Here is a 19,351-nt window from a genome sequence, read left to right on the forward strand (position 1 = left end):
GCGTACGCGGGGGGAGTCGTCGAGGACGGGGGAGCCTTCGACGCGGTGACGTTGCGTACGTCCGGGCGGTCCTTCGGACGGAGAGGCGTCCGTCCGGCTCTGGGGGGCGGTCGAAGCCGCCTACTCGTCCGGCCGCGCGGCCGGTGCGGGCCGCTCCGGTCGCGGCAGCCGCTTGGCGCGGACCAGATCGGGGTCCCTGGGATCCAGAAGGTCGCTCCACGCGTGCGTGTCGGGTGGGTACCGGCGGACGCGGACCGACCGCCGTCGTTTCTCGATCCGCGTCCGCCGCATCTCCCGCAGCCCTTCGATCCACGACCCGCCGGCTCCGGAGTGTGCCCGAACCGGCCGGTCCTCTTGCGTCTGCACTGCTACGAGAATCGCTCGCGAGCGGCCCCGTGTCGTCATGGCAGGCCGCCAATTCCGCTTCCCGCTAGCCGGAACTCCGCCGGTCGGGCAGGCTGTTGAGCGCACCGCATCGGTCGGGCAATCGGTCGGGCAAGGGGAGCGGGGAGCCGGAACCATGGACGCCGCATCACAACGCCCCGTGCGGGGACGGGTCGTCCTCGCCGACGACGACGTGCTGCTCAGGGAGGGACTGGCCAGCCTGTGCGAGCGGGTCGGCTACGAAGTGGTGGGCCAGGCGGGTGATGCGGTCCGGCTGCTGGAGCTGGTCGCGGCCGAGCGCCCCGATCTGGCGATCGTCGACATCAGGATGCCGCCGGACCACTCCACCGAGGGCCTCAAGGCGGCCCGCACGATCCGTGAGCGCCACCCCGGCACCGGCATCCTCGTCCTGTCGGCGTTCGCCGAGGTGGAGGACGCCCTGGAGCTGCTGGCGAGCGGCCAGAAGGTCGGCTATCTCCTCAAGAGCCGCGTCACCGTCGTCGACGAGTTCATCGAGGCCCTGGAGCGGATCAACCGGGGCGGCTCGGTCGTCGACCCCTCCTTGGTGCAGGAGCTGTTCTCGGCCCAGCGCCGTGACGACCCGCTCTCCCACCTCAGCGCCCGCGAGCGCGAGGTCCTGGCGTTGATGGCCGAGGGCCGCTCCAACGCCGGCATCGGCCGCCGGCTGTGGGTCACCGAGGGCACCGTCGAGAAGCACGTCCGCAGCATCCTGGGCAAGCTCAGCCTCCAGGAGGACACCGACGACCACCGCCGGGTCCTTGCCGTTCTCACCTTCCTGGAATCGCGCTAGGACCATCACGCCAGGACTTGTGCGGGGGTTGTCCACAGGCTCGTCGCGGTGTCAGTGCGCGCCAGTAGGGTGGGAGACATGGCCGATCCCTCCAGCTACCGCCCCAGGCCGGGTGAGATCCCGGACTCTCCCGGGGTGTACAGGTTCCGTGACGAGCACCGCCGGGTGATCTACGTCGGAAAGGCGAAGAGCCTGCGCCAGCGCCTGGCGAACTACTTCCAGGACCTGGCGAACCTGCACCCGCGCACCCGGACGATGGTCACCACGGCCGCGTCCGTGGAGTGGACGGTGGTGTCCACGGAGGTCGAGGCCCTCCAGCTGGAGTACTCCTGGATCAAGGAGTACGACCCGCGGTTCAACGTGAAGTACCGCGACGACAAGAGCTACCCGTACCTCGCGGTGACGATGAACGAGGAGTTCCCGCGCGTACAGGTGATGCGCGGTCACAAGCGCAAGGGCGTCCGGTACTTCGGACCGTACGGACACGCGTGGGCCATCCGCGACACCGTCGACCTCCTGCTGCGCGTCTTCCCCGTCCGCACCTGCTCCGCCGGCGTCTTCAAGAACGCCACCCGCACCGGCCGCCCCTGTCTGCTCGGCTACATCGGCAAGTGCTCCGCCCCCTGCGTCGGCCGCGTCTCCGAGGAGGAGCACCGCGAACTGGCCGAGGAGTTCTGCGACTTCATGGCCGGCCGCACGGGCACCTACCTGCGCCGCCTGGAGAAGCAGATGGAGGCGGCGGCCGAGGAGATGGAGTACGAGCGGGCGGCCCGCCTGCGCGACGACATCGGGGCGCTGAAGAAGGCGATGGAGAAGAGCGCGGTCGTCCTCGCGGACGCGACCGACGCCGACCTGATCGCGGTCGCCGAGGACGAGCTGGAGGCGGCCGTCCAGATCTTCCACGTGCGCGGCGGACGCGTGCGCGGCCAGCGCGGCTGGGTCACCGACAAGGTCGAGGAGGTCACCACCGCCGGCCTCGTCGAGCACGCCCTCCAGCAGCTCTACGGCGAGGAGAAGGGCGACGCGGTCCCCAAGGAGGTGCTCGTGCCGGCCCTGCCCGACCCGGTCGAGCCCGTCCAGGAGTGGCTCACCGAGCGGCGCGGGTCGATCGTGTCGCTGCGCATCCCGCAGCGCGGCGACAAGAAGGCCCTGATGGAGACCGTGGAGCGCAACGCCCAGCAGGCGCTCGCCCTGCACAAGACCAAGCGCGCCTCCGACCTCACCACGCGCTCGCGCGCCCTGGAGGAGATCGCCGAGGCCCTCGACCTGGTCAGCGCCCCGCTGCGGATCGAGTGCTACGACATCTCGCACCTCCAGGGCGACGACGTGGTGGCCTCCATGGTCGTCTTCGAGGACGGCCTGCAGCGCAAGAGCGAGTACCGCCGCTTCCAGATCAAGGGTTTCGAGGGCCAGGACGACGTCCGCTCCATGCACGAGGTGATCACCCGCCGCTTCCGGCGCTACCTCGCCGACAAGGAGAAGACCGGCGAGTGGGCGGACGGCGAGGACTCGTTCACCGAGGAGGACGGCCGCCCCAAGCGCTTCGCGTACCCGCCCCAGCTCGTCGTCGTCGACGGCGGTCAGCCGCAGGTCGCGGCGGCCAAGAAGGCGCTGGACGAGCTGGGCATCGACGATGTCGCCGTGTGCGGCCTCGCCAAGCGCCTGGAGGAGGTCTGGCTCCCGGACGACGACGACCCGGTGGTCCTGCCCCGCAGCAGCGAGGGCCTCTACCTGCTGCAACGCGTCCGCGACGAGGCACACCGCTTCGCGATCACCTACCAGCGTTCCAAACGGGCCAAGCGGTTCCGCTCCAGCCCACTGGACGACGTCCCCGGTCTCGGAGACGCGCGCAAGCAGGCTCTTCTTAAGCATTTCGGTTCGCTGAAGAAACTTCGATCCGCCACCATCGACCAGATCTGCGAGGTGCCCGGCATAGGCCGCAAGACGGCCGAGACGATCGCCGTGGCACTCGCCCAGGCGGCCCCGGCCGCACCCGCTGTGAACACGGCGACTGGAGAGATCATGGAAGAGGAACCGGGCACGACGGTTTCCGGTGGGCAGCCCGTGACGACGGGCGCCCCGGACGAACGACGGGGGCAGGAGACATGACGGTGAACAAGGACAATGAGCAACAGGACCAAGGCGGAGACGGAGCACAGGTGAGTACGGGCACGACCGGCGAGACGACCGCGCCCGCGGACGCGGCCATCCCCGAGCTGGTGATCATCTCCGGCATGTCCGGGGCAGGGCGGTCCACGGCCGCGAAGTGTCTGGAGGACCTCGGCTGGTTCGTCGTGGACAACCTGCCGCCCGCGCTGATCCCCACCATGGTGGAGCTCGGCGCCCGCTCGCAGGGCAACGTGGCACGGATCGCGGTCGTCGTCGACGTCCGCGGCCGCCGCTTCTTCGACAACCTGCGCGAGTCCCTCGCCGACCTCGACAGCCGGGGCGTCACCCGCCGGATCGTCTTCCTGGAGTCCTCCGACGACGCCCTGGTCCGCCGCTTCGAGTCCGTGCGCCGCCCGCACCCCCTCCAGGGCGACGGCCGCATCGTCGACGGCATCGCCGCCGAGCGCGAGCTGCTGCGCGAGCTGCGCGGCGACGCCGACCTGGTGATCGACACCTCCAGCCTCAACGTGCACGAGCTGCGCGCCAAGATGGACGCCCAGTTCGCCGGCGAGGAGGAGCCCGAGCTGCGGGCCACCGTCATGTCCTTCGGCTTCAAGTACGGCCTCCCGGTCGACGCCGACCTCGTCGCCGACATGCGCTTCCTGCCCAACCCGCACTGGATCCCGGAGCTGCGCCCCTTCAACGGCCTCAACGAGGAGGTCTCGGCGTACGTCTTCAACCAGCCCGGCGCCAAGGAGTTCCTCGACCGCTACGCCGAACTGCTGCGGCTCATCGCGGCCGGCTACCGCCGCGAGGGCAAGCGGTACGTGACCATCGCGATCGGCTGCACCGGCGGCAAGCACCGCTCGGTCGCCACCGCGGAGAAGCTCGCCGCGCGCCTGGTGGCCGAGGGCGTGGAGACGGTGGTCGTGCACCGGGACATGGGACGGGAATGACAGGACGTAGTCCGCGGCTGAGCATGCTGCGCAGGGCGGTGCCCGAGGCGCGTACGACCCGGCCCGTCGAGGCCCGCGGCGGCAAGCCGCGCCGTCGTGGCGCCCAGCCCAAGGTCGTCGCCCTGGGCGGCGGCATGGGCCTGTCCGCCTCGCTCGCCGCACTGCGCCGGATCACCGGCGACCTCACCGCCGTCGTCACGGTGGCCGACGACGGCGGCTCCAGCGGCCGGCTGCGGGACGAACTGGGCGTGCTGCCGCCCGGCGACCTGCGCAAGGCACTGGCCGCGCTGTGCGGCGACGACGACTGGGGCCAGACCTGGGCCCGGGTCATCCAGCACCGCTTCCAGTCCAAGGGCGACCTGCACGAACACGCCGTCGGCAATCTGCTGATCGTCGCCCTGTGGGAGCAGCTCGGCGACCACGTCCAGGCCCTCGACCTGGTCGGCAAGCTGCTGGGTGCGCACGGGCGCGTGCTGCCCATGTCCGCCGTACCCCTGGAGCTGCAGGCCCTGGTCAAGGGCCACGACCCGGACCGGCCGGAGGACGTCGACACGGTCCGCGGCCAGGCGACCGTGGCGCTCACCACCGGCGAGGTGCAGTCCGTGCACCTCGTACCGAACGACCCGCCGGCCGTCCCCGAGGCCGTCGAGGCGGTCCTCGACGCCGACTGGGTCGTGCTCGGCCCCGGCTCCTGGTTCTCCTCGGTCATCCCGCACCTGCTGGTGCCGGAACTGCTCGACGCGCTCACCCAGACGAAGGCCCGCCGGGTGCTCTCGCTGAACCTCGCGCCGCAGCCCGGAGAAACCGACGGCTTCTCACCGCAGCGTCATTTGGAGGTTTTGGGACGACACGCCCCTAAACTCGCCCTGGACGTGGTGCTGGCCGACGAGGCCGCCGTGCCCGATCGCGATGTGCTCACCGAGGCCGCCAAGCGGCTCGGAGCCGCGGTCGAGCTGGCCCCCGTGGCCCGGAACGACGGAACTCCGAGGCACGACCCGGAGCTGCTGGCCGCCGCGTACGACCGTATTTTTCGGATGCATGGAAGGATCGGCCCATGGCGATGACGGCAGCGGTGAAGGATGAGATCTCCCGGCTCCCCGTCACCCGGACCTGCTGCAGAAAGGCGGAGGTCTCCGCGATTCTGCGGTTCGCCGGCGGCCTTCACCTGGTCAGCGGGCGCATCGTGATCGAGGCGGAGCTGGACACCGCGATGGCGGCCCGGCGCCTGAAGCGGGACATCCTGGAGATCTTCGGGCACAGCTCCGAACTGATCGTGATGGCACCCGGCGGACTGCGCCGCGGCTCGCGGTACGTGGTGCGGGTGGTCGCCGGCGGGGATCAGCTGGCCCGCCAGACCGGCCTGGTGGACGGCCGCGGCCGGCCGATCCGCGGACTGCCCCCGCAGGTGGTCTCGGGGGCCACCTGCGACGCGGAGGCGGCCTGGCGCGGCGCCTTCCTGGCGCACGGCTCGCTCACCGAGCCCGGCCGCTCCTCCTCTCTTGAGGTGACCTGCCCGGGCCCCGAGGCCGCGCTCGCGCTGGTCGGCGCCGCCCGCCGCCTGTCGATCGCCGCGAAGGCCCGCGAGGTGCGCGGTGTGGACCGGGTGGTCGTCCGGGACGGCGACGCGATCGGCGCCCTGCTCACCCGGCTCGGCGCGCACGAGTCGGTGCTGGCCTGGGAGGAGCGCCGGATGCGCCGCGAGGTGCGGGCCACGGCGAACCGTCTCGCCAACTTCGACGACGCCAACCTGCGCCGCTCCGCCCGGGCCGCCGTCGCCGCCGGCGCCCGCGTCCAGCGCGCCCTGGAGATCCTCGCGGACGACGTCCCCGAGCACCTCGCCGCCGCGGGCCGGCTGCGCATGGACCACAAGCAGGCCTCCCTGGAGGAGCTGGGCTCGCTCGCCGACCCGCCGCTGACCAAGGACGCGGTTGCGGGCCGGATCCGCCGGCTGCTCGCGATGGCCGACAAGCGCGCCTCCGACCTCGGCATCCCGGGCACGGAGTCCAGCATCACGGAGGAGATGGCCGACAACCTGGTCGGCTGACTCATCCGCAAGCGCAACACGCCGGTGCCGATGGCCATTTGGGTGATCGGTACCGGCGTTCGGGTGTTCTGCTTCACCAGTCTTTGAGGCCCCCTTGACTCGGCTGTGAACTGGCATGAGCCTGGCAACCGTTCGTCACCGTGACGAAAGATTGCTAGGGGGGTTCATGAGACCCAGAGCGAGAGCGATCCTCGCTGCCGGAGCGCTTCTGATCGGCGGTGCGAGTCTCGCGCCCGTCGCCCAGGCCCAGAGCGGAAGCCCGGCCACGTCCGACCCGAACGAGGTCAAGGTCTTCCGCGCCGACGTCACCAAGCAGCAGGTACCCCTGCTGCTGGCCGCCGGACAGGACAGCCACGAACTCGGCGAGGCGGTGCCCGACAAGGGCAAGGCGCCCGTCGAGGTCTACCTCACCGACCAGCAGGCACAGAAGCTGGAAGGCCAGGGCGTCGATCTCACCGAGCACACACTGTCGGCCAAGGCGGAGAAGCGCGTCGACGCGGCCGCCGAGGGCGTGTTCCGCCCGTACAGCGGTGCCGGCGGCCTCAAGGAGGAGATCGTCAAGGCCGGCCAGGACAACCCCGGCCTCACCAAGGTCGTGTCCATCGGCAAGACGATCAATGGCCAGGACATCCTCGCGCTCAAACTGACCAAGGGCGCGAAGCAGTCCAAGGACGGCGCCAAGCCGTCCGTCCTCTACATGTCCAACCAGCACGCGCGCGAGTGGATCACGCCGGAGATGACCCGGCGCCTGATGCACTACTACCTGGACAACTACAAGACCGACAAGCGCGTCAAGAAGATCGTCGACTCCACCGAGCTGTGGTTCGTGCTCTCGGCCAACCCCGACGGCTACGACTACACCTTCAAGGACGCCGCCAACCGCCTGTGGCGCAAGAACCTGCGGGACGTCAACGGCGACGGCGTCATCTCCACCGGCGACGGCGTCGACCTCAACCGCAACTTCGCCTACAAGTGGGGCTACGACGACGAGGGTTCGTCCCCCAACCCCACCAGCGAGACCTACCGCGGCGCGAGCCCCGCGTCCGAGCCCGAGACCAAGGCGCTCGACGCCTTCGAGAAGCGGATCGGCTTCTCGTACGGCATCAACTACCACTCCGCCGCGGAACTCCTCCTCTACGGTGTCGGGTGGCAGGTGGCCACTCCCACCCCCGACGACGTGATCTACAAGGCGCTGGCCGGCACGCCGGAGAACTCCGCGATCCCCGGCTACCACCCGCAGGTCTCCTCGGAGCTGTACACCACCAACGGCGAGGCCGACGGACACGCGGGCAACGTCAACGGCATGTCGATGTTCACCCCCGAGATGTCCACCTGCCAGACCGCGTCGAACATCGACCCCAACGACCAGTGGAACGCGGCCGACTGCCAGTCCGGGTTCAACTTCCCGGACGACGAGAAGCTGATCCAGGACGAGTTCGCGAAGAACGTCCCGTTCGCGCTGTCGGTCGCCGAGACCGCCAAGCACCCCGACACGCCGTCCTCCTCGGTCGGCCTGAGCGCCGCCGACTTCACCCCGGCGAAGTTCACCACCTCGTACTCGCGCGGCGCCGACCAGGAGGTCTCCGTCGTCGTCCGCAAGGCCATCCGCGACAAGGAGCTCAAGTACCGCGTCAACGGCGGCCGTACGCTCGACATGGCGCTCAAGTCCTGGCAGGGCGGCGAGACCTACGGTGGTGAGGACAACCTGCACTTCGACGAGTACCGGGCCAAGGTCAAGGACGGCGTCCCGGGCGACAAGGTCGAGGTGTGGTTCACCGGCGAGACCAAGGCCGGCAAGAAGGTCTCCAGCGAGCACTTCACCTACACCGTCGCCCAGCGCGCCAAGGCCGACACCCTGGTCGTCGCCGAGGAGGGCGCCGCGGCCACGCAGGCGCAGACCTACGTCGACGCGCTGAAGGCCAACGGCCGCAAGGCACTTGTGTGGGACGTCGCCACCCAGGGCGCGCCCGACGCGCTCGGCGTGCTGGACCACTTCGCCACCGTCGTCCACTACACCGGCGCGAGCACCCCCGGCATCGCCACCCAGCTCCAGCTGCGTGCCTTCCTCAACGAGGGCGGCAAGCTGATCGAGGCGGGCGAGCAGGCCGGCGGAAACGTCAACCTGGGCGACGGCACCCTGTCGAACGACTTCAGCCAGTACTACCTGGGCGCCTACTCGCGTACGTCCACCCCCGGGGCCACCGGCTTCACCGGCGCCGGCAAGCTCGACGGCTTCAGCGGGGCCCTCGGCGCCGCCGCCGGCAACCCGCTCGACCGGGCGGGCACCTACGGCGTCACCTCCGAGGAGCTGTCCCCGGCCACCTACCCGCAGTTCGCCAGCGCGGGCGCGGGCCAGTTCGCCGGGACCGTCAACCCCTATGGGCCGTACGCCGGTTCGTACATGGCCGCGGCCGTGCACACCGACGACGCGTACAAGCGCCTCACCCGCACCGTCGACCTGGGCGCGGTGACCGCGGCCGACCAACCGACCCTGCGCACCCAGCTGTTGTGGGACACCGAGCCCGGTTACGACAACGCCGTCGTCGAGGTGCACACCGTCGGCGGCGACGACTGGACCACGCTCCCCGAGAAGGACGGCGCGACCAGGACCACCGTCCCGGCCGAGTGCGGCGCCGGCTTCTACATCGGTGAACACCCGTGGCTGAAGCACTATCTGACGCTGGCCGGCGGCTCCTGCACCGCCACCGGCACGTCCGGCACCTGGAACGCCCTCACCGGCGCCTCCAACGGCTGGCAGCAGGTCAACTTCGACCTGAGCGCCTACGCGGGCAAGAGCATCGAGGTCTCGATCAGCTACGTCACCGACCCCGGCAGCGGCGGTCACGGCGTGCTGGCCGACGACGCCTCGCTGGTCGTGCGCGGCGCCGCCACCCAGACCGAGGGCTTCGAGACGTCGCTGGGCGCCTGGAGCGCCTCCGGACCGCCCGCGGGCAGCCCGGGCGTCCTCAAGGACTGGACGCGCACGGGGACCCTGTTCAGGACGTACGGCGGGGTCACCACCGACCGGACCGTGCTGCTGGGCTTCGGCCTGGAGCACGTCACCGCGGCGGCCGACCGCAACGCCCTCGTCAAGAAGGCCCTCGCGGCCCTGGAAGGGTGAGTTCCGGGGTGAATTCCCTGGTCAACCATGACTAGCAGACCGTAGTCAAAACGAGTGATCCGGTCTGACGGCCCGGGCGGTCCGTACCCCTACTGGCGGGTACGGACCGCCTGCCCGTGTATGGGGCATCTCGATGTCACCACGGGGGCCGCAGGGAGGTAGGGTCGTGGGTGGTCGGGGACATCCCAAAACAGCTCGCCGGCACCGCATAGTCGGCGTACCAACGAGGAGATCGGTTCGTGACGATCCGCGTAGGCATCAACGGCTTCGGTCGTATCGGACGTAACTACTTCCGCGCGCTCCTGGAGCAGGGTGCGGACATCGAGATCGTGGCTGTCAACGACCTGGGTGACACCGCGACCACCGCGCACCTGCTGAAGTACGACACCATCCTCGGCCGCCTCAAGGCCGAGGTGTCGCACACCGCCGACACCATCACCGTCGACGGTCACACCATCAAGGTGCTGTCCGAGCGCAACCCCTCGGACATCCCGTGGGGCGAGCTGGGCGTCGACATCGTCATCGAGTCGACCGGCATCTTCACGAAGAAGGACGACGCCGCCAAGCACATCGCCGGCGGCGCCAAGAAGGTCCTCATCTCGGCTCCGGCCAAGGACGAGGACATCACCATCGTGATGGGTGTCAACCAGGACAAGTACGACGCGGCCAACCACCACGTCATCTCCAACGCCTCCTGCACCACCAACTGCGTGGCGCCGATGGCCAAGGTGCTCGACGAGAACTTCGGCATCGTCAAGGGCCTGATGACGACGGTGCACGCGTACACGAACGACCAGCGCATCCTGGACTTCCCGCACAAGGACCTGCGCCGCGCGCGTGCCGCCGCCGAGAACATCATCCCGACCACCACGGGTGCCGCCAAGGCCACCGCGCTGGTCCTGCCGCAGCTCAAGGGCAAGCTCGACGGCATCGCGATGCGCGTCCCGGTCCCGACCGGTTCCGCCACCGACCTGGTGGTGACGCTGCAGCGCGAGGTCACCAAGGACGAGGTCAACGCCGCGTTCAAGAAGGCCTCCGAGGACGGCGACCTGAAGGACTACCTGGCGTACACCGAGGACGAGATCGTCTCCTCGGACATCGTCGGCGACCCGGCCTCCTGCACCTTCGACTCCTCCCTGACCATGGTCCAGGAGGGCAACACGGTGAAGATCCTCGGCTGGTACGACAACGAGTGGGGCTACTCCAACCGCCTCGTCGACCTCACGGTCTTCGTCGGCGACCAGCTCTGATCGCCGAAGCAGGCACCTCGATGTGAGTGCAGGGCTCGGGCAGCGCACGGCCGCGCCGCCCGAGCCCTCACGCGCGTGTTCAGCCCTCGTTCGATCCAGAGCCCTCCTCAGGAGCCTTCTCCCATGAAGACCATCGACGAACTTCTCTCCGAAGGCGTGGACGGCAAGCGGGTCTTCGTCCGCGCCGACCTCAACGTCCCGCTGGCCGACGGCCTCATCACCGACGACGGCCGCATCCGCGCCGTCCTGCCCACCATCAAGGCTCTCGTCGAGGCGGGCGCCAAGGTGATCGTCGCCTCCCACCTGGGCCGTCCCAAGGGCGCCCCGGACCCGGCGTTCTCCCTGCTGCAGCCCGCCGAGCGACTCGCCGAACTGCTCGGCGCCCCCGTCGCGTTCGCCCAGGACACCACCGGCCCCGCCGCCCACGACGCGGTGCGCGGCCTGGAGCCCGGCCAGGTCGCGGTCATCGAGAACCTGCGCTTCAACGCCGGCGAGACGTCGAAGGACGACGTCGAGCGCGGCGAGTTCGCGGACCAACTCGCCGCTCTCGCCGACGTGTACGTCGGTGACGGCTTCGGCGCGGTGCACCGCAAGCACGCCTCCGTCTTCGACCTCCCGGCCCGGCTGCCGCACTACGCCGGCTACCTCATCGCCACCGAGGTCGACGTCCTGAAGAAGCTCACCGAGGACGTCCAGCGGCCCTACGTCGTCGCCCTCGGCGGCTCCAAGGTCTCCGACAAGCTCGCCGTCATCGACCAGCTGCTCGGCAAGGCCGACCGGCTGCTCATCGGCGGCGGCATGGCCTTCACCTTCCTCAAGGCCAAGGGCTACGAGATCGGCGCCTCCCTGGTCCAGGACGACCAGCTGGCCGCCGTCACCGAGTACGTCGAGCGCGCGGAGAAGAACGGCGTCGAACTCGTCGTCCCCGTGGACGTCGTGGTCGCGGGCCAGTTCCCCGACCTGAAGACGAAGGCTCCGGCCGGCCCGACCACCGTCGCCGCGGACGCGATCCCCGCCGACCAGATGGGCCTCGACATCGGTCCCGAGACCGGTGCCCTGTACGCCTCGAAGATCGCCGACGCGGCCACCGTTTTCTGGAACGGCCCGATGGGCGTCTTCGAGCACCCCGATTTCGCCGAGGGCACCAAGGCGGTCGCCCAGGCCCTCGTCGACTCCCAGGCCTTCACGGTCGTCGGCGGTGGCGACTCCGCCGCCGCCGTCCGCATCCTGGGCTTCGACGAGAAGGCATTCGGACACATCTCGACCGGTGGCGGCGCCTCCCTCGAATACCTCGAGGGCAAGACGCTCCCCGGTCTCGCCGCACTGGAGGACTGACCGCAATGGCTCCATCTGTTTCTTCCGGACGCACGCCGATCATGGCGGGCAACTGGAAGATGAACCTCAACCACCTCGAAGCCATCGCGCACGTCCAGAAGCTCGCCTTCGCGCTGGCCGACAAGGACTACGAGGCCGTCGAGGTCGCCGTGCTGCCGCCCTTCACCGACCTGCGCTCCGTGCAGACCCTGGTGGACGGCGACAAGCTCAAGATCAAGTACGGCGCCCAGGACCTCTCGGCGTACGACTCCGGCGCCTACACCGGCGAGATCTCCGGCTCGATGCTGGCCAAGCTGAAGTGCACGTACGTGGCCGTCGGCCACTCCGAGCGCAGGCAGTACCACGCCGAGACCGACGAGATCGTCAACGCCAAGGTCAAGGCCGCCTTCAAGCACGGTCTGACCCCGATCCTGTGCGTCGGCGAGGAGCTGGACGTCCGCGAGGCGGGCAACCACGTCGCGCACACGCTCGGCCAGGTCGAGGGCGGCCTCAAGGACGTCACGGCCGAGCAGGCCGAGTCGATCGTGATCGCCTACGAGCCCGTCTGGGCCATCGGCACCGGCAAGGTCTGCGGCTCCGAGGACGCCCAGGAGGTCTGCAAGGCCATCCGCGGCAAGCTCGCCGAGCTGTACACCCAGGAGCTGGCCGACCAGGTCCGCATCCAGTACGGCGGCTCCGTCAAGGCGGGCAACGTGGCCGAGATCATGGCCCAGCCCGACGTCGACGGCGCCCTGGTCGGCGGTGCCTCGCTGGACGCCGACGAGTTCGTCAAGATCGTGCGCTTCCGGGACCAGTAGGTAGGCCCCGGCGGCGATCCGTCGTACCCTTGCGGGGGCACAGCCTGGCTGTGCCCCCGTCGTTCATCCGAATCCGAGAGAGTTGGTCCAGCCGTGGTTTTGGGGTTCTCGATCGCCCTGATCGTCTTCAGCCTGCTGATGATGCTGCTGGTGCTGATGCACAAGGGCAAGGGCGGCGGCCTGTCCGACATGTTCGGTGGCGGCATGCAGTCGTCCGTCGGTGGCTCCTCGGTCGCCGAGCGCAACCTGGACCGGATCACCCTGGTGGTCGGTCTCGCCTGGTTCGCGTGCATCATCGTCCTCGGCCTGCTGATGAAGACGAACAACTGACCCGGGCGCACATTCCGCACGCATTCCGCACGTAAGGCCCCATGTTCGGTACGCGCAGCTGAGCGCGGCCTATCATGGGGCTTGCGTCTAGGTGTGGGGGCTGTAACTCCAATCACTGGACGCGCGTTGGGCCTTACGTAGACTGAGGCGCTCGCAACGAAGCGAAACGCCGACTCGCTTCGCGGCACCATCACGCAGGGAGTTACGACCGTGGCAAGTGGCAACGCGATCCGAGGAAGCCGGGTCGGGGCGGGGCCGATGGGCGAGGCCGAGCGCGGCGAGTCCGCGCCGCGTCTGCGCATCTCCTTCTGGTGCTCCAACGGGCATGAGACGCAGCCCAGCTTCGCCAGCGACGCGCAGGTTCCCGACACCTGGGACTGCCCGCGCTGCGGCTTCCCCGCCGGCCAGGACCGGGACAACCCGCCGGACCCGCCGCGCACCGAGCCCTACAAGACGCACCTCGCGTACGTACGGGAGCGGCGCAGTGACGCGGACGGCGAGGCGATCCTCGCCGAAGCGCTCGCCAAACTGCGGGGCGAGATCTAGGAGTTGGGAACCGGCCGGGCACCGAGGGGTGTCGGGTCGGACCTGTTTCGGCCCCCGACGACCGGTCGGCTCCGGGCCGATTGTCAGTGCTGACCTCTACGGTTTGTGCATCGCCTGGTGCGGATGCGAATCGTGAGGGGGAGCGGTGGCGGTCGAGACGGGGGACGTGCGCGCGCCCGCATGGCGCGGGGGATTCGGGCGGCTGTGGACGGCCGCCGTGGTCTCGCGCTTCGGAGACGCGCTGCGGGGCTCGGCGCTGCCCCTGCTCGCCACCTCGCTGACCGACCGCCCCCTGCTCATCGCCTCCGTGACCGCCTGCGGCTATCTGCCCTGGCTCGTCTTCGGGCTGCTCGGCGGCGCGGTCGCGGACCGGGTCGACCAGCGCCGCGCGATGTGGACGGTGGACGCGGTACGAGGCCTGCTCGTCGCCGCCTTCGCCGGGGCCGTCGCACTCGGTCACGCCTCGATCGCACTGCTCATCGCCCTCGCCTTCGTGCTGACCACCCTCCAGACGCTCTTCGACAACGCCTCGACGGCTCTGCTGCCCGCCCTGGTGGACCGTGCGGAGCTGGGCAGTGCCAACGCCAGACTGATGACCGGGCAGCAGATCGCGGGCGGTCTGCTGGGGGCGCCCGTGGTGCCGCTGCTGCTCGTCGCGGGGGCCGCCGTGCCCTTCGTGGCCGACGCCGGGACCTTCCTGGTGGCCGCCGCGCTCGTCGCCTCCCTGCGGACGACGGCGCCCGACAGAGCGCCGAGACCGGCGGGCAGCACCCTGCGCAGGGAGATCGCGGACGGGCTGCGCACCCTGTGGCGCGACCGCCCCCTGCGCGGACTGTGCGTGGCGACGGCCCTGTGCAACATCGGCATGGGCGCCCTGATCGCCACCCTGGTGATCCTGGTGACCCGATGGCTGGACGCCGGTACCGCCGGCTACGCGGTCGCGACCACCGCGTACACCGTCGGCGGTCTGGCCGGGGGAGTGGCGAACCGGTGGATCACCGCTCGGCTCCGGCCGCCGCGGGCCGTGCTCCTCGCCGGTGCCGTGCAGATCGGCGCGCTGGTCGTCATGGGCAGCGTGCGGAGCCTGCCGGCCCTCGCGGGGGCGCTGGCGGTGTTCGGGTTCATGGGGATGGTGTGGAACGTCAACACGACGACGTTGATGCAACAGCGCACTCCCGCCGACCTGTTGGGCCGGGTCAGCTCCGCCTATCGCACCCTCGCCGTCGCCGGTGCCCCGCTGGGCGCCCTGCTCGGCGGCGCCGTCGCCACCGCCTGGGGACCGAACACACCCGCGCTGCTCGCTGCAGCCTTCTTCGTCCTGTCCGTCCTCGCGCTGATACCCACCGGCAGGCCGGACGTACTTGAGGGTGCGTCGCACGAGGACGCCACGACAGCTCACGTCACGCGCTGATCAAATAAGTTGGGACCGGCAGCGGGACGAGGTACGAAAGAAGGCTGAAGTCCGATATGAACGCAGACGGCCGTACGAGGCTCAACCGGACGCCCGAGTGGACCGCGCTGGTCAAGCACCGCGAGGAATGGGGGGAGTCGGGGCTGCGGGAGCTGTTCGCCGCCGACCCGGGCCGCGGCGCCGGATACACACTCCAGGTCGGTGACCTGTACGTCGACCACTCCAAGCACCTCGTCACCGACGAGACCCTGCGGCTGCTGCGCGAACTGGCCGCCGCCACCGACGTGTTCGGCCTGCGCGACGCCATGTTCCGCGGCGAGAGGATCAACGTCACCGAGGACCGCGCCGTGCTGCACACCGCGCTGCGCGCCCCGCGTGACGCGGTGATCGAGGTCGACGGCGAGAACGTCGTGCCGGCCGTGCACGCCGTCCTCGACAGGATGAGCGACTTCGCGAACCGGGTCCGCTCCGGCGAGTGGACCGGCCACACCGGCAAGCGCATCAAGAACGTCGTCAACATCGGCATCGGCGGCTCCGACCTGGGCCCCGCGATGGCGTACGAAGTGCTGCGCGCCTTCACCGACCGCGACCTCACGGTCCGCTTCGTGTCGAACGTGGATGGGGCCGACCTGCACGAGGCGACCCGTGACCTGGACCCGGCGGAGACGCTGTTCATCGTCGCCTCCAAGACGTTCACCACGATCGAGACGATCACCAACGCCACCTCCGCGCGCGACTGGCTGCTCACTGAGCTGAAGGCCGGTCAGGAAGCCGTCGCCCAGCACTTCGTGGCGCTGTCGACGAACGCCGGGAAGGTGGCGGAGTTCGGCATCGACACGGCGAACATGTTCGAGTTCTGGGACTGGGTCGGCGGACGGTACTCCTACGACTCGGCCATCGGGCTCTCGCTGATGCTCGCCATCGGCCCGGACCGCTTTCGGGAGATGCTCGACGGGTTCCGGATCGTCGACGAGCACTTCAGGACCGCGCCGGCCGAGTCCAACGTGCCGTTGCTGCTCGGCCTGTTGGGCATCTGGTACGGCAACTTCCACGACGCCCAGTCGCACGCGGTGCTGCCGTACAGCCATTACCTCTCCAAGTTCACCGCGTATCTCCAGCAGTTGGACATGGAGTCCAACGGCAAGTACGTGGGCCGGGACGGGCAGGAGGTCGACTGGCAGACCGGGCCCGTGGTGTGGGGCACGCCCGGGACGAACGGGCAGCACGCGTACTACCAACTCATCCACCAGGGCACGAAGTTGATCCCGGCGGACTTCATCGGCTTCGCCGAGCCGGTGGCCGAGCTGAGCGAGGGGCTCAAGGCGCAGCACGACCTGTTGATGGCGAACTTCTTCGCGCAGACGCAGGCGTTGGCCTTCGGCAAGACGCCGGACGAGGTGCGTGCGGAGGGGGTGCCCGAGGAATTGGTGCCGCACAAGACGTTCAAGGGCGACCACCCGACGACCACGATTCTGGCCCGCGAGCTGACTCCGTCGGTGCTCGGTCAGTTGATCGCCCTCTACGAGCACAAGGTGTTCGTGCAGGGCGCGGTGTGGAACATCGACTCCTTCGACCAGTGGGGTGTCGAGCTGGGCAAGGTCCTCGCCAAGCGGGTGGAGCCGGCGCTGACGGAGGGCGCGGAGGTCGAGGGCCTGGACGAGTCGACCAAGGCCCTGGTCGCCAAGTACCGCGAGCTACGCGGCCGTCGGTGACGGCCGGCTGAGGCGGGCGCCCTCACGCCACGGCCCTCACACCACGGCCTCACACGACGGCCCTCGCTCCGTCGCCCTCAGGCCACCGCGCTCAGCGTGTCCGCCAGTCTGCGCCTCGCCGCGCGGGCCGCCGGCAGCGCGGCGAGGCCGGCCGCGCCCAGGACCGCCGCCGCGTCGAACAGCACCAGAAGTGCCGGCGACGGTCCCTGGGCGATCCCCGCGCCGATGCCGCTCGACCGGCCCTGGGCGTTGATCAGCCAGTGCGCGAGCGGTGTGCCGAGGGCGGTCCCGGCGAGGGCGGCGACCAGGGCGGTGCAGCCGGTGGCCGTCATGGTCACGGCGGTGATCTGGCGCGGTGACAGACCGATGGCCTTGAGCGCGAGCAGGTCCCGTTCGCCCTCGCGTACGGTCCCGCCGATCGCGGTGAGCAGTTCGATGAGGCCGATCAGGGCGAGCACGACGATCAGCCCGAGCACCACTCCGCGCAGCGGCGAGAGGCCGTCGGCCGGGTTGGTCACGGCGTGCACGTCCAGGTGCCCGCGCCCGGCGGCGGTCAGGCGTTCCGCGACCTCCCGGGGGTCGGCGCCGTCGCGCAGCCGGAGTTGGTAGAGCGTGGGCGTCAGCCGGGGGTCGATCTCGCGGAGGGTGTCGAGCGAGGTGGTGACGACCCGGCCGGCGTTCTCCGGTTCGATACTGCGGCCCACGATGTGCAGGCCGTACGGCTGGGAGCCGACGGTGATCCGCACCCAGTCGCCGACCCGCGCGTTCGTCAGGGAGAGCAGGCCCTGGCCGGCCACGGCCTCGTGGCTGAGGCGTGCGGGGCGGCCCTCCGCCAGGGCGTACGGATACGGGTCCTCGCGGGTGCCGAGGCCGCGCAGGGCGATCGTGACGGACTGGTTGGGAACGAGGGCGGCCATCTTGACGCCCGGGTAGGCGTCGGCGACCTCGGGGTCACGGGCCAGCAGGGCCCGGGTGTCCCGGTCGCTCAGGCCCGCGTCCGCGCGGACGGTGAGCGCGGCCGGGAGACCTATCTGCTCGGGCCTGCTGTGGAAACGGTCGATGGTGGTCCACGCGCTCATCGCCACGACGATCAGCAGCAGGGGCAGGGTCAGCCGGGCCACGGTGGCGAGCGACCGCAGCCGACGGGCGAACGCGGTGTGCCACCCCAGTACGAACGCGGGCGACACCCGCAGGGCGAGCGCCCGCCGGGCCACCGCGGAGAGTCGGCCGCTGGACCGGTCGGCGCGACGGGGTGCGCGCGCCGGTGGCGCCGGGTGCGCGTGCCGCACGTTCTCCGACGCGGAGGACTGTGATCCGGAGGTCCGTGATGCAGAGGTCCGTGCTGTGGACGCCCGGCCCGTCCTCGCCGACAGCCCCCTCATCCCCCGTACCGAAGGGATCGGTACCGGTACCGGCGGCACCCGGCCCGCTCGCCAGGCCGCCAGGCCCGTGGTCGCGGCGATGAACAGGACCGCGCCGGACGGGATGGCGAAGAGGGCCACGGTGTGGCCGGGCAGGCCCTGCCAGACGCCGATCGCGTCGCCGAGACGGCCCGGGATCCGGTTGCCCAGGGACTGCGTCAGCACGGCCGCGGTGACGGCGCCGAGAAGGGCGTAGGCGATGTGCTGGAAGAGGAAGACGCGGACGACCTGGCCCGGGGTGAAGCCGATCGCCTTCAGGACCGAGATGTCCCGCAGGTGGCCGCGGATGCGGGTGGCGATCGCGCCGTGCACCGCGAGGCCCGCGGCGACCAGGGCGCCCAGTCCGAACAGGGCCAGCACCTGTCCGAGCAGCCGGTTGTCGCCCTGCGCCTCGGCGCGCGCCTGCTGCCAGGTGTCGACCTCGCCGATCGCGTCGGCGCCGCCCAGGGCCTTGACGGCGCGCGGGGCGACGAAGTCCGTGTCGTCGGGGTCGGTCAGGCGCAACCCTATGACCTGGCCGTTTGGGTCGCGTACGGCGGCCGGCAGGGTCCAGACGAGGCCCGGCTGGTCGCCCGGGCTGTAGCGCGACTCGGCGCTGTCGGCCACGCCCAGCACGGTCACCTTCCGCGCGGTGCCCGGCAGGGTGAGGGTGTCGCCCGGCTCGGCGAGCAGGGCGCGGGCGAGGTGGCTCTCCAGGACCACGCCGTCGGGTGTCGCCGGGTCCAGCCAGTCGCCGGAGACGATCAGGGGGTGGCCGATGGCCGGCGACTTGTCGGGCATCGCGCGCAGTTCGACCAAGGCGCGGGCGCCGCGGGAGGCGAGCGTGGCGGACTCGGTGGCGTAGGGGCCGGCGACGGAGTCGACACCGTCGAGCCGGGCGAGCCGGTCCGCCCGGGCGGACTCGGCGGTGTGGATCCACACGTGCGCCCCGCGCGTCTGCGTGAAGACCCGCTGCCAGGGGTTGGTGGCGTACCCGAACAGGGCCGTGGCCAGCAGCAGCGACACCACGATCCCGGCGGTGGCCAGCACCAGGAACAGCGCCTCACCCCGGTGCGTGCGCAGATCGGAGTGCGCCCAGCGCAGCGTGGCCCGCATGCGGCTCAGCCCTTCCGGGGGTCGTCGTA

At 70.5% G+C, this 19,351-nt stretch carries 15 protein-coding genes; 13 read left to right on the forward strand and 2 right to left on the reverse strand.

The genetic code is table 11. The features are described 5' to 3' along the window. Positions 1-120: 120 nt before the first annotated feature. Positions 121-366, reverse strand: a complete 246-nt coding sequence (locus tag ACWDR3_RS28150) for a hypothetical protein (protein WP_450355361.1) — start codon at positions 364-366, stop codon at positions 121-123. Positions 367-520: 154 nt separating this feature from the next. Here ACWDR3_RS28150 and ACWDR3_RS28155 point away from each other — a divergent pair, with 154 nt between their 5' ends. The 13 genes from ACWDR3_RS28155 (at position 521) to pgi (ending at position 16,806) form a co-directional block, all read left to right on the forward strand. Next, on the forward strand, positions 521-1,195 hold the full coding sequence (locus ACWDR3_RS28155) for a response regulator transcription factor (RefSeq protein WP_450355362.1): 675 nt from the start codon (positions 521-523) through the stop codon (positions 1,193-1,195). Between the two features lie 78 nt (positions 1,196-1,273). Beyond that, positions 1,274-3,304 (forward strand): excinuclease ABC subunit UvrC, encoded by a 2,031-nt coding sequence (gene uvrC, locus ACWDR3_RS28160; protein ID WP_450355363.1) that lies wholly within the window; start codon positions 1,274-1,276, stop codon positions 3,302-3,304. Then, entirely contained in the window at positions 3,301-4,260 is a 960-nt protein-coding gene (gene rapZ, locus ACWDR3_RS28165) for an RNase adapter RapZ (protein WP_450355364.1), read from the forward strand. Before uvrC ends, rapZ begins: the two co-directional genes overlap by 4 nt. After that, positions 4,257-5,324 carry a gluconeogenesis factor YvcK family protein gene (locus ACWDR3_RS28170; protein WP_450355365.1) on the forward strand — a complete coding sequence of 356 codons (1,068 nt, stop codon included), beginning with the start codon at positions 4,257-4,259 and terminating at the stop codon, positions 5,322-5,324. Before rapZ ends, ACWDR3_RS28170 begins: the two co-directional genes overlap by 4 nt. Then, the gene (gene whiA, locus ACWDR3_RS28175) at positions 5,315-6,304 is read left to right on the forward strand and encodes a DNA-binding protein WhiA (protein WP_450355366.1); all 990 of its coding nucleotides are present in this window, start codon (positions 5,315-5,317) and stop codon (positions 6,302-6,304) included. The genes ACWDR3_RS28170 and whiA overlap by 10 nt, the downstream gene beginning before the upstream one ends. A gap of 166 nt (positions 6,305-6,470) precedes the next feature. Beyond that, positions 6,471-9,425, forward strand: a complete 2,955-nt coding sequence (locus tag ACWDR3_RS28180; protein WP_450355367.1) for a M14 family zinc carboxypeptidase — start codon at positions 6,471-6,473, stop codon at positions 9,423-9,425. A gap of 239 nt (positions 9,426-9,664) precedes the next feature. Then, positions 9,665-10,675, forward strand: coding sequence for a type I glyceraldehyde-3-phosphate dehydrogenase (gene gap, locus ACWDR3_RS28185; protein WP_450355368.1), 1,011 nt, complete (start codon positions 9,665-9,667; stop codon positions 10,673-10,675). Positions 10,676-10,798: 123 nt separating this feature from the next. Next, a complete protein-coding gene (locus ACWDR3_RS28190; protein ID WP_450355369.1) occupies positions 10,799-12,010 on the forward strand; it encodes a phosphoglycerate kinase in 1,212 nt (403 codons plus the stop codon). Between the two features lie 41 nt (positions 12,011-12,051). Continuing rightward, positions 12,052-12,807, forward strand: a complete 756-nt coding sequence (gene tpiA, locus ACWDR3_RS28195; RefSeq protein ID WP_450355380.1) for a triose-phosphate isomerase — start codon at positions 12,052-12,054, stop codon at positions 12,805-12,807. 93 nt (positions 12,808-12,900) lie between these two features. Then, complete coding sequence (gene secG / locus ACWDR3_RS28200) at positions 12,901-13,137, forward strand: preprotein translocase subunit SecG (RefSeq protein ID WP_124004453.1); 237 nt, start codon at positions 12,901-12,903, stop codon at positions 13,135-13,137. A 210-nt stretch (positions 13,138-13,347) separates the two neighbouring features. After that, positions 13,348-13,683, forward strand: a complete 336-nt coding sequence (locus tag ACWDR3_RS28205; protein ID WP_003957010.1) for an RNA polymerase-binding protein RbpA — start codon at positions 13,348-13,350, stop codon at positions 13,681-13,683. A 145-nt stretch (positions 13,684-13,828) separates the two neighbouring features. Next, a complete protein-coding gene (locus ACWDR3_RS28210; RefSeq protein WP_450355370.1) occupies positions 13,829-15,094 on the forward strand; it encodes an MFS transporter in 1,266 nt (421 codons plus the stop codon). Positions 15,095-15,150: 56 nt separating this feature from the next. Continuing rightward, the gene (pgi, locus tag ACWDR3_RS28215) at positions 15,151-16,806 is read left to right on the forward strand and encodes a glucose-6-phosphate isomerase (RefSeq protein WP_450355371.1); all 1,656 of its coding nucleotides are present in this window, start codon (positions 15,151-15,153) and stop codon (positions 16,804-16,806) included. A 77-nt stretch (positions 16,807-16,883) separates the two neighbouring features. On the opposite strand, the gene ACWDR3_RS28220 is transcribed toward pgi, so the two are convergent. Further along, on the reverse strand, positions 16,884-19,322 hold the full coding sequence (locus ACWDR3_RS28220; protein ID WP_450355372.1) for an ABC transporter permease: 2,439 nt from the start codon (positions 19,320-19,322) through the stop codon (positions 16,884-16,886). Positions 19,323-19,351: the final 29 nt, after the last annotated feature.

This window comes from Streptomyces sp. NPDC001002 (genome assembly GCF_053599215.1).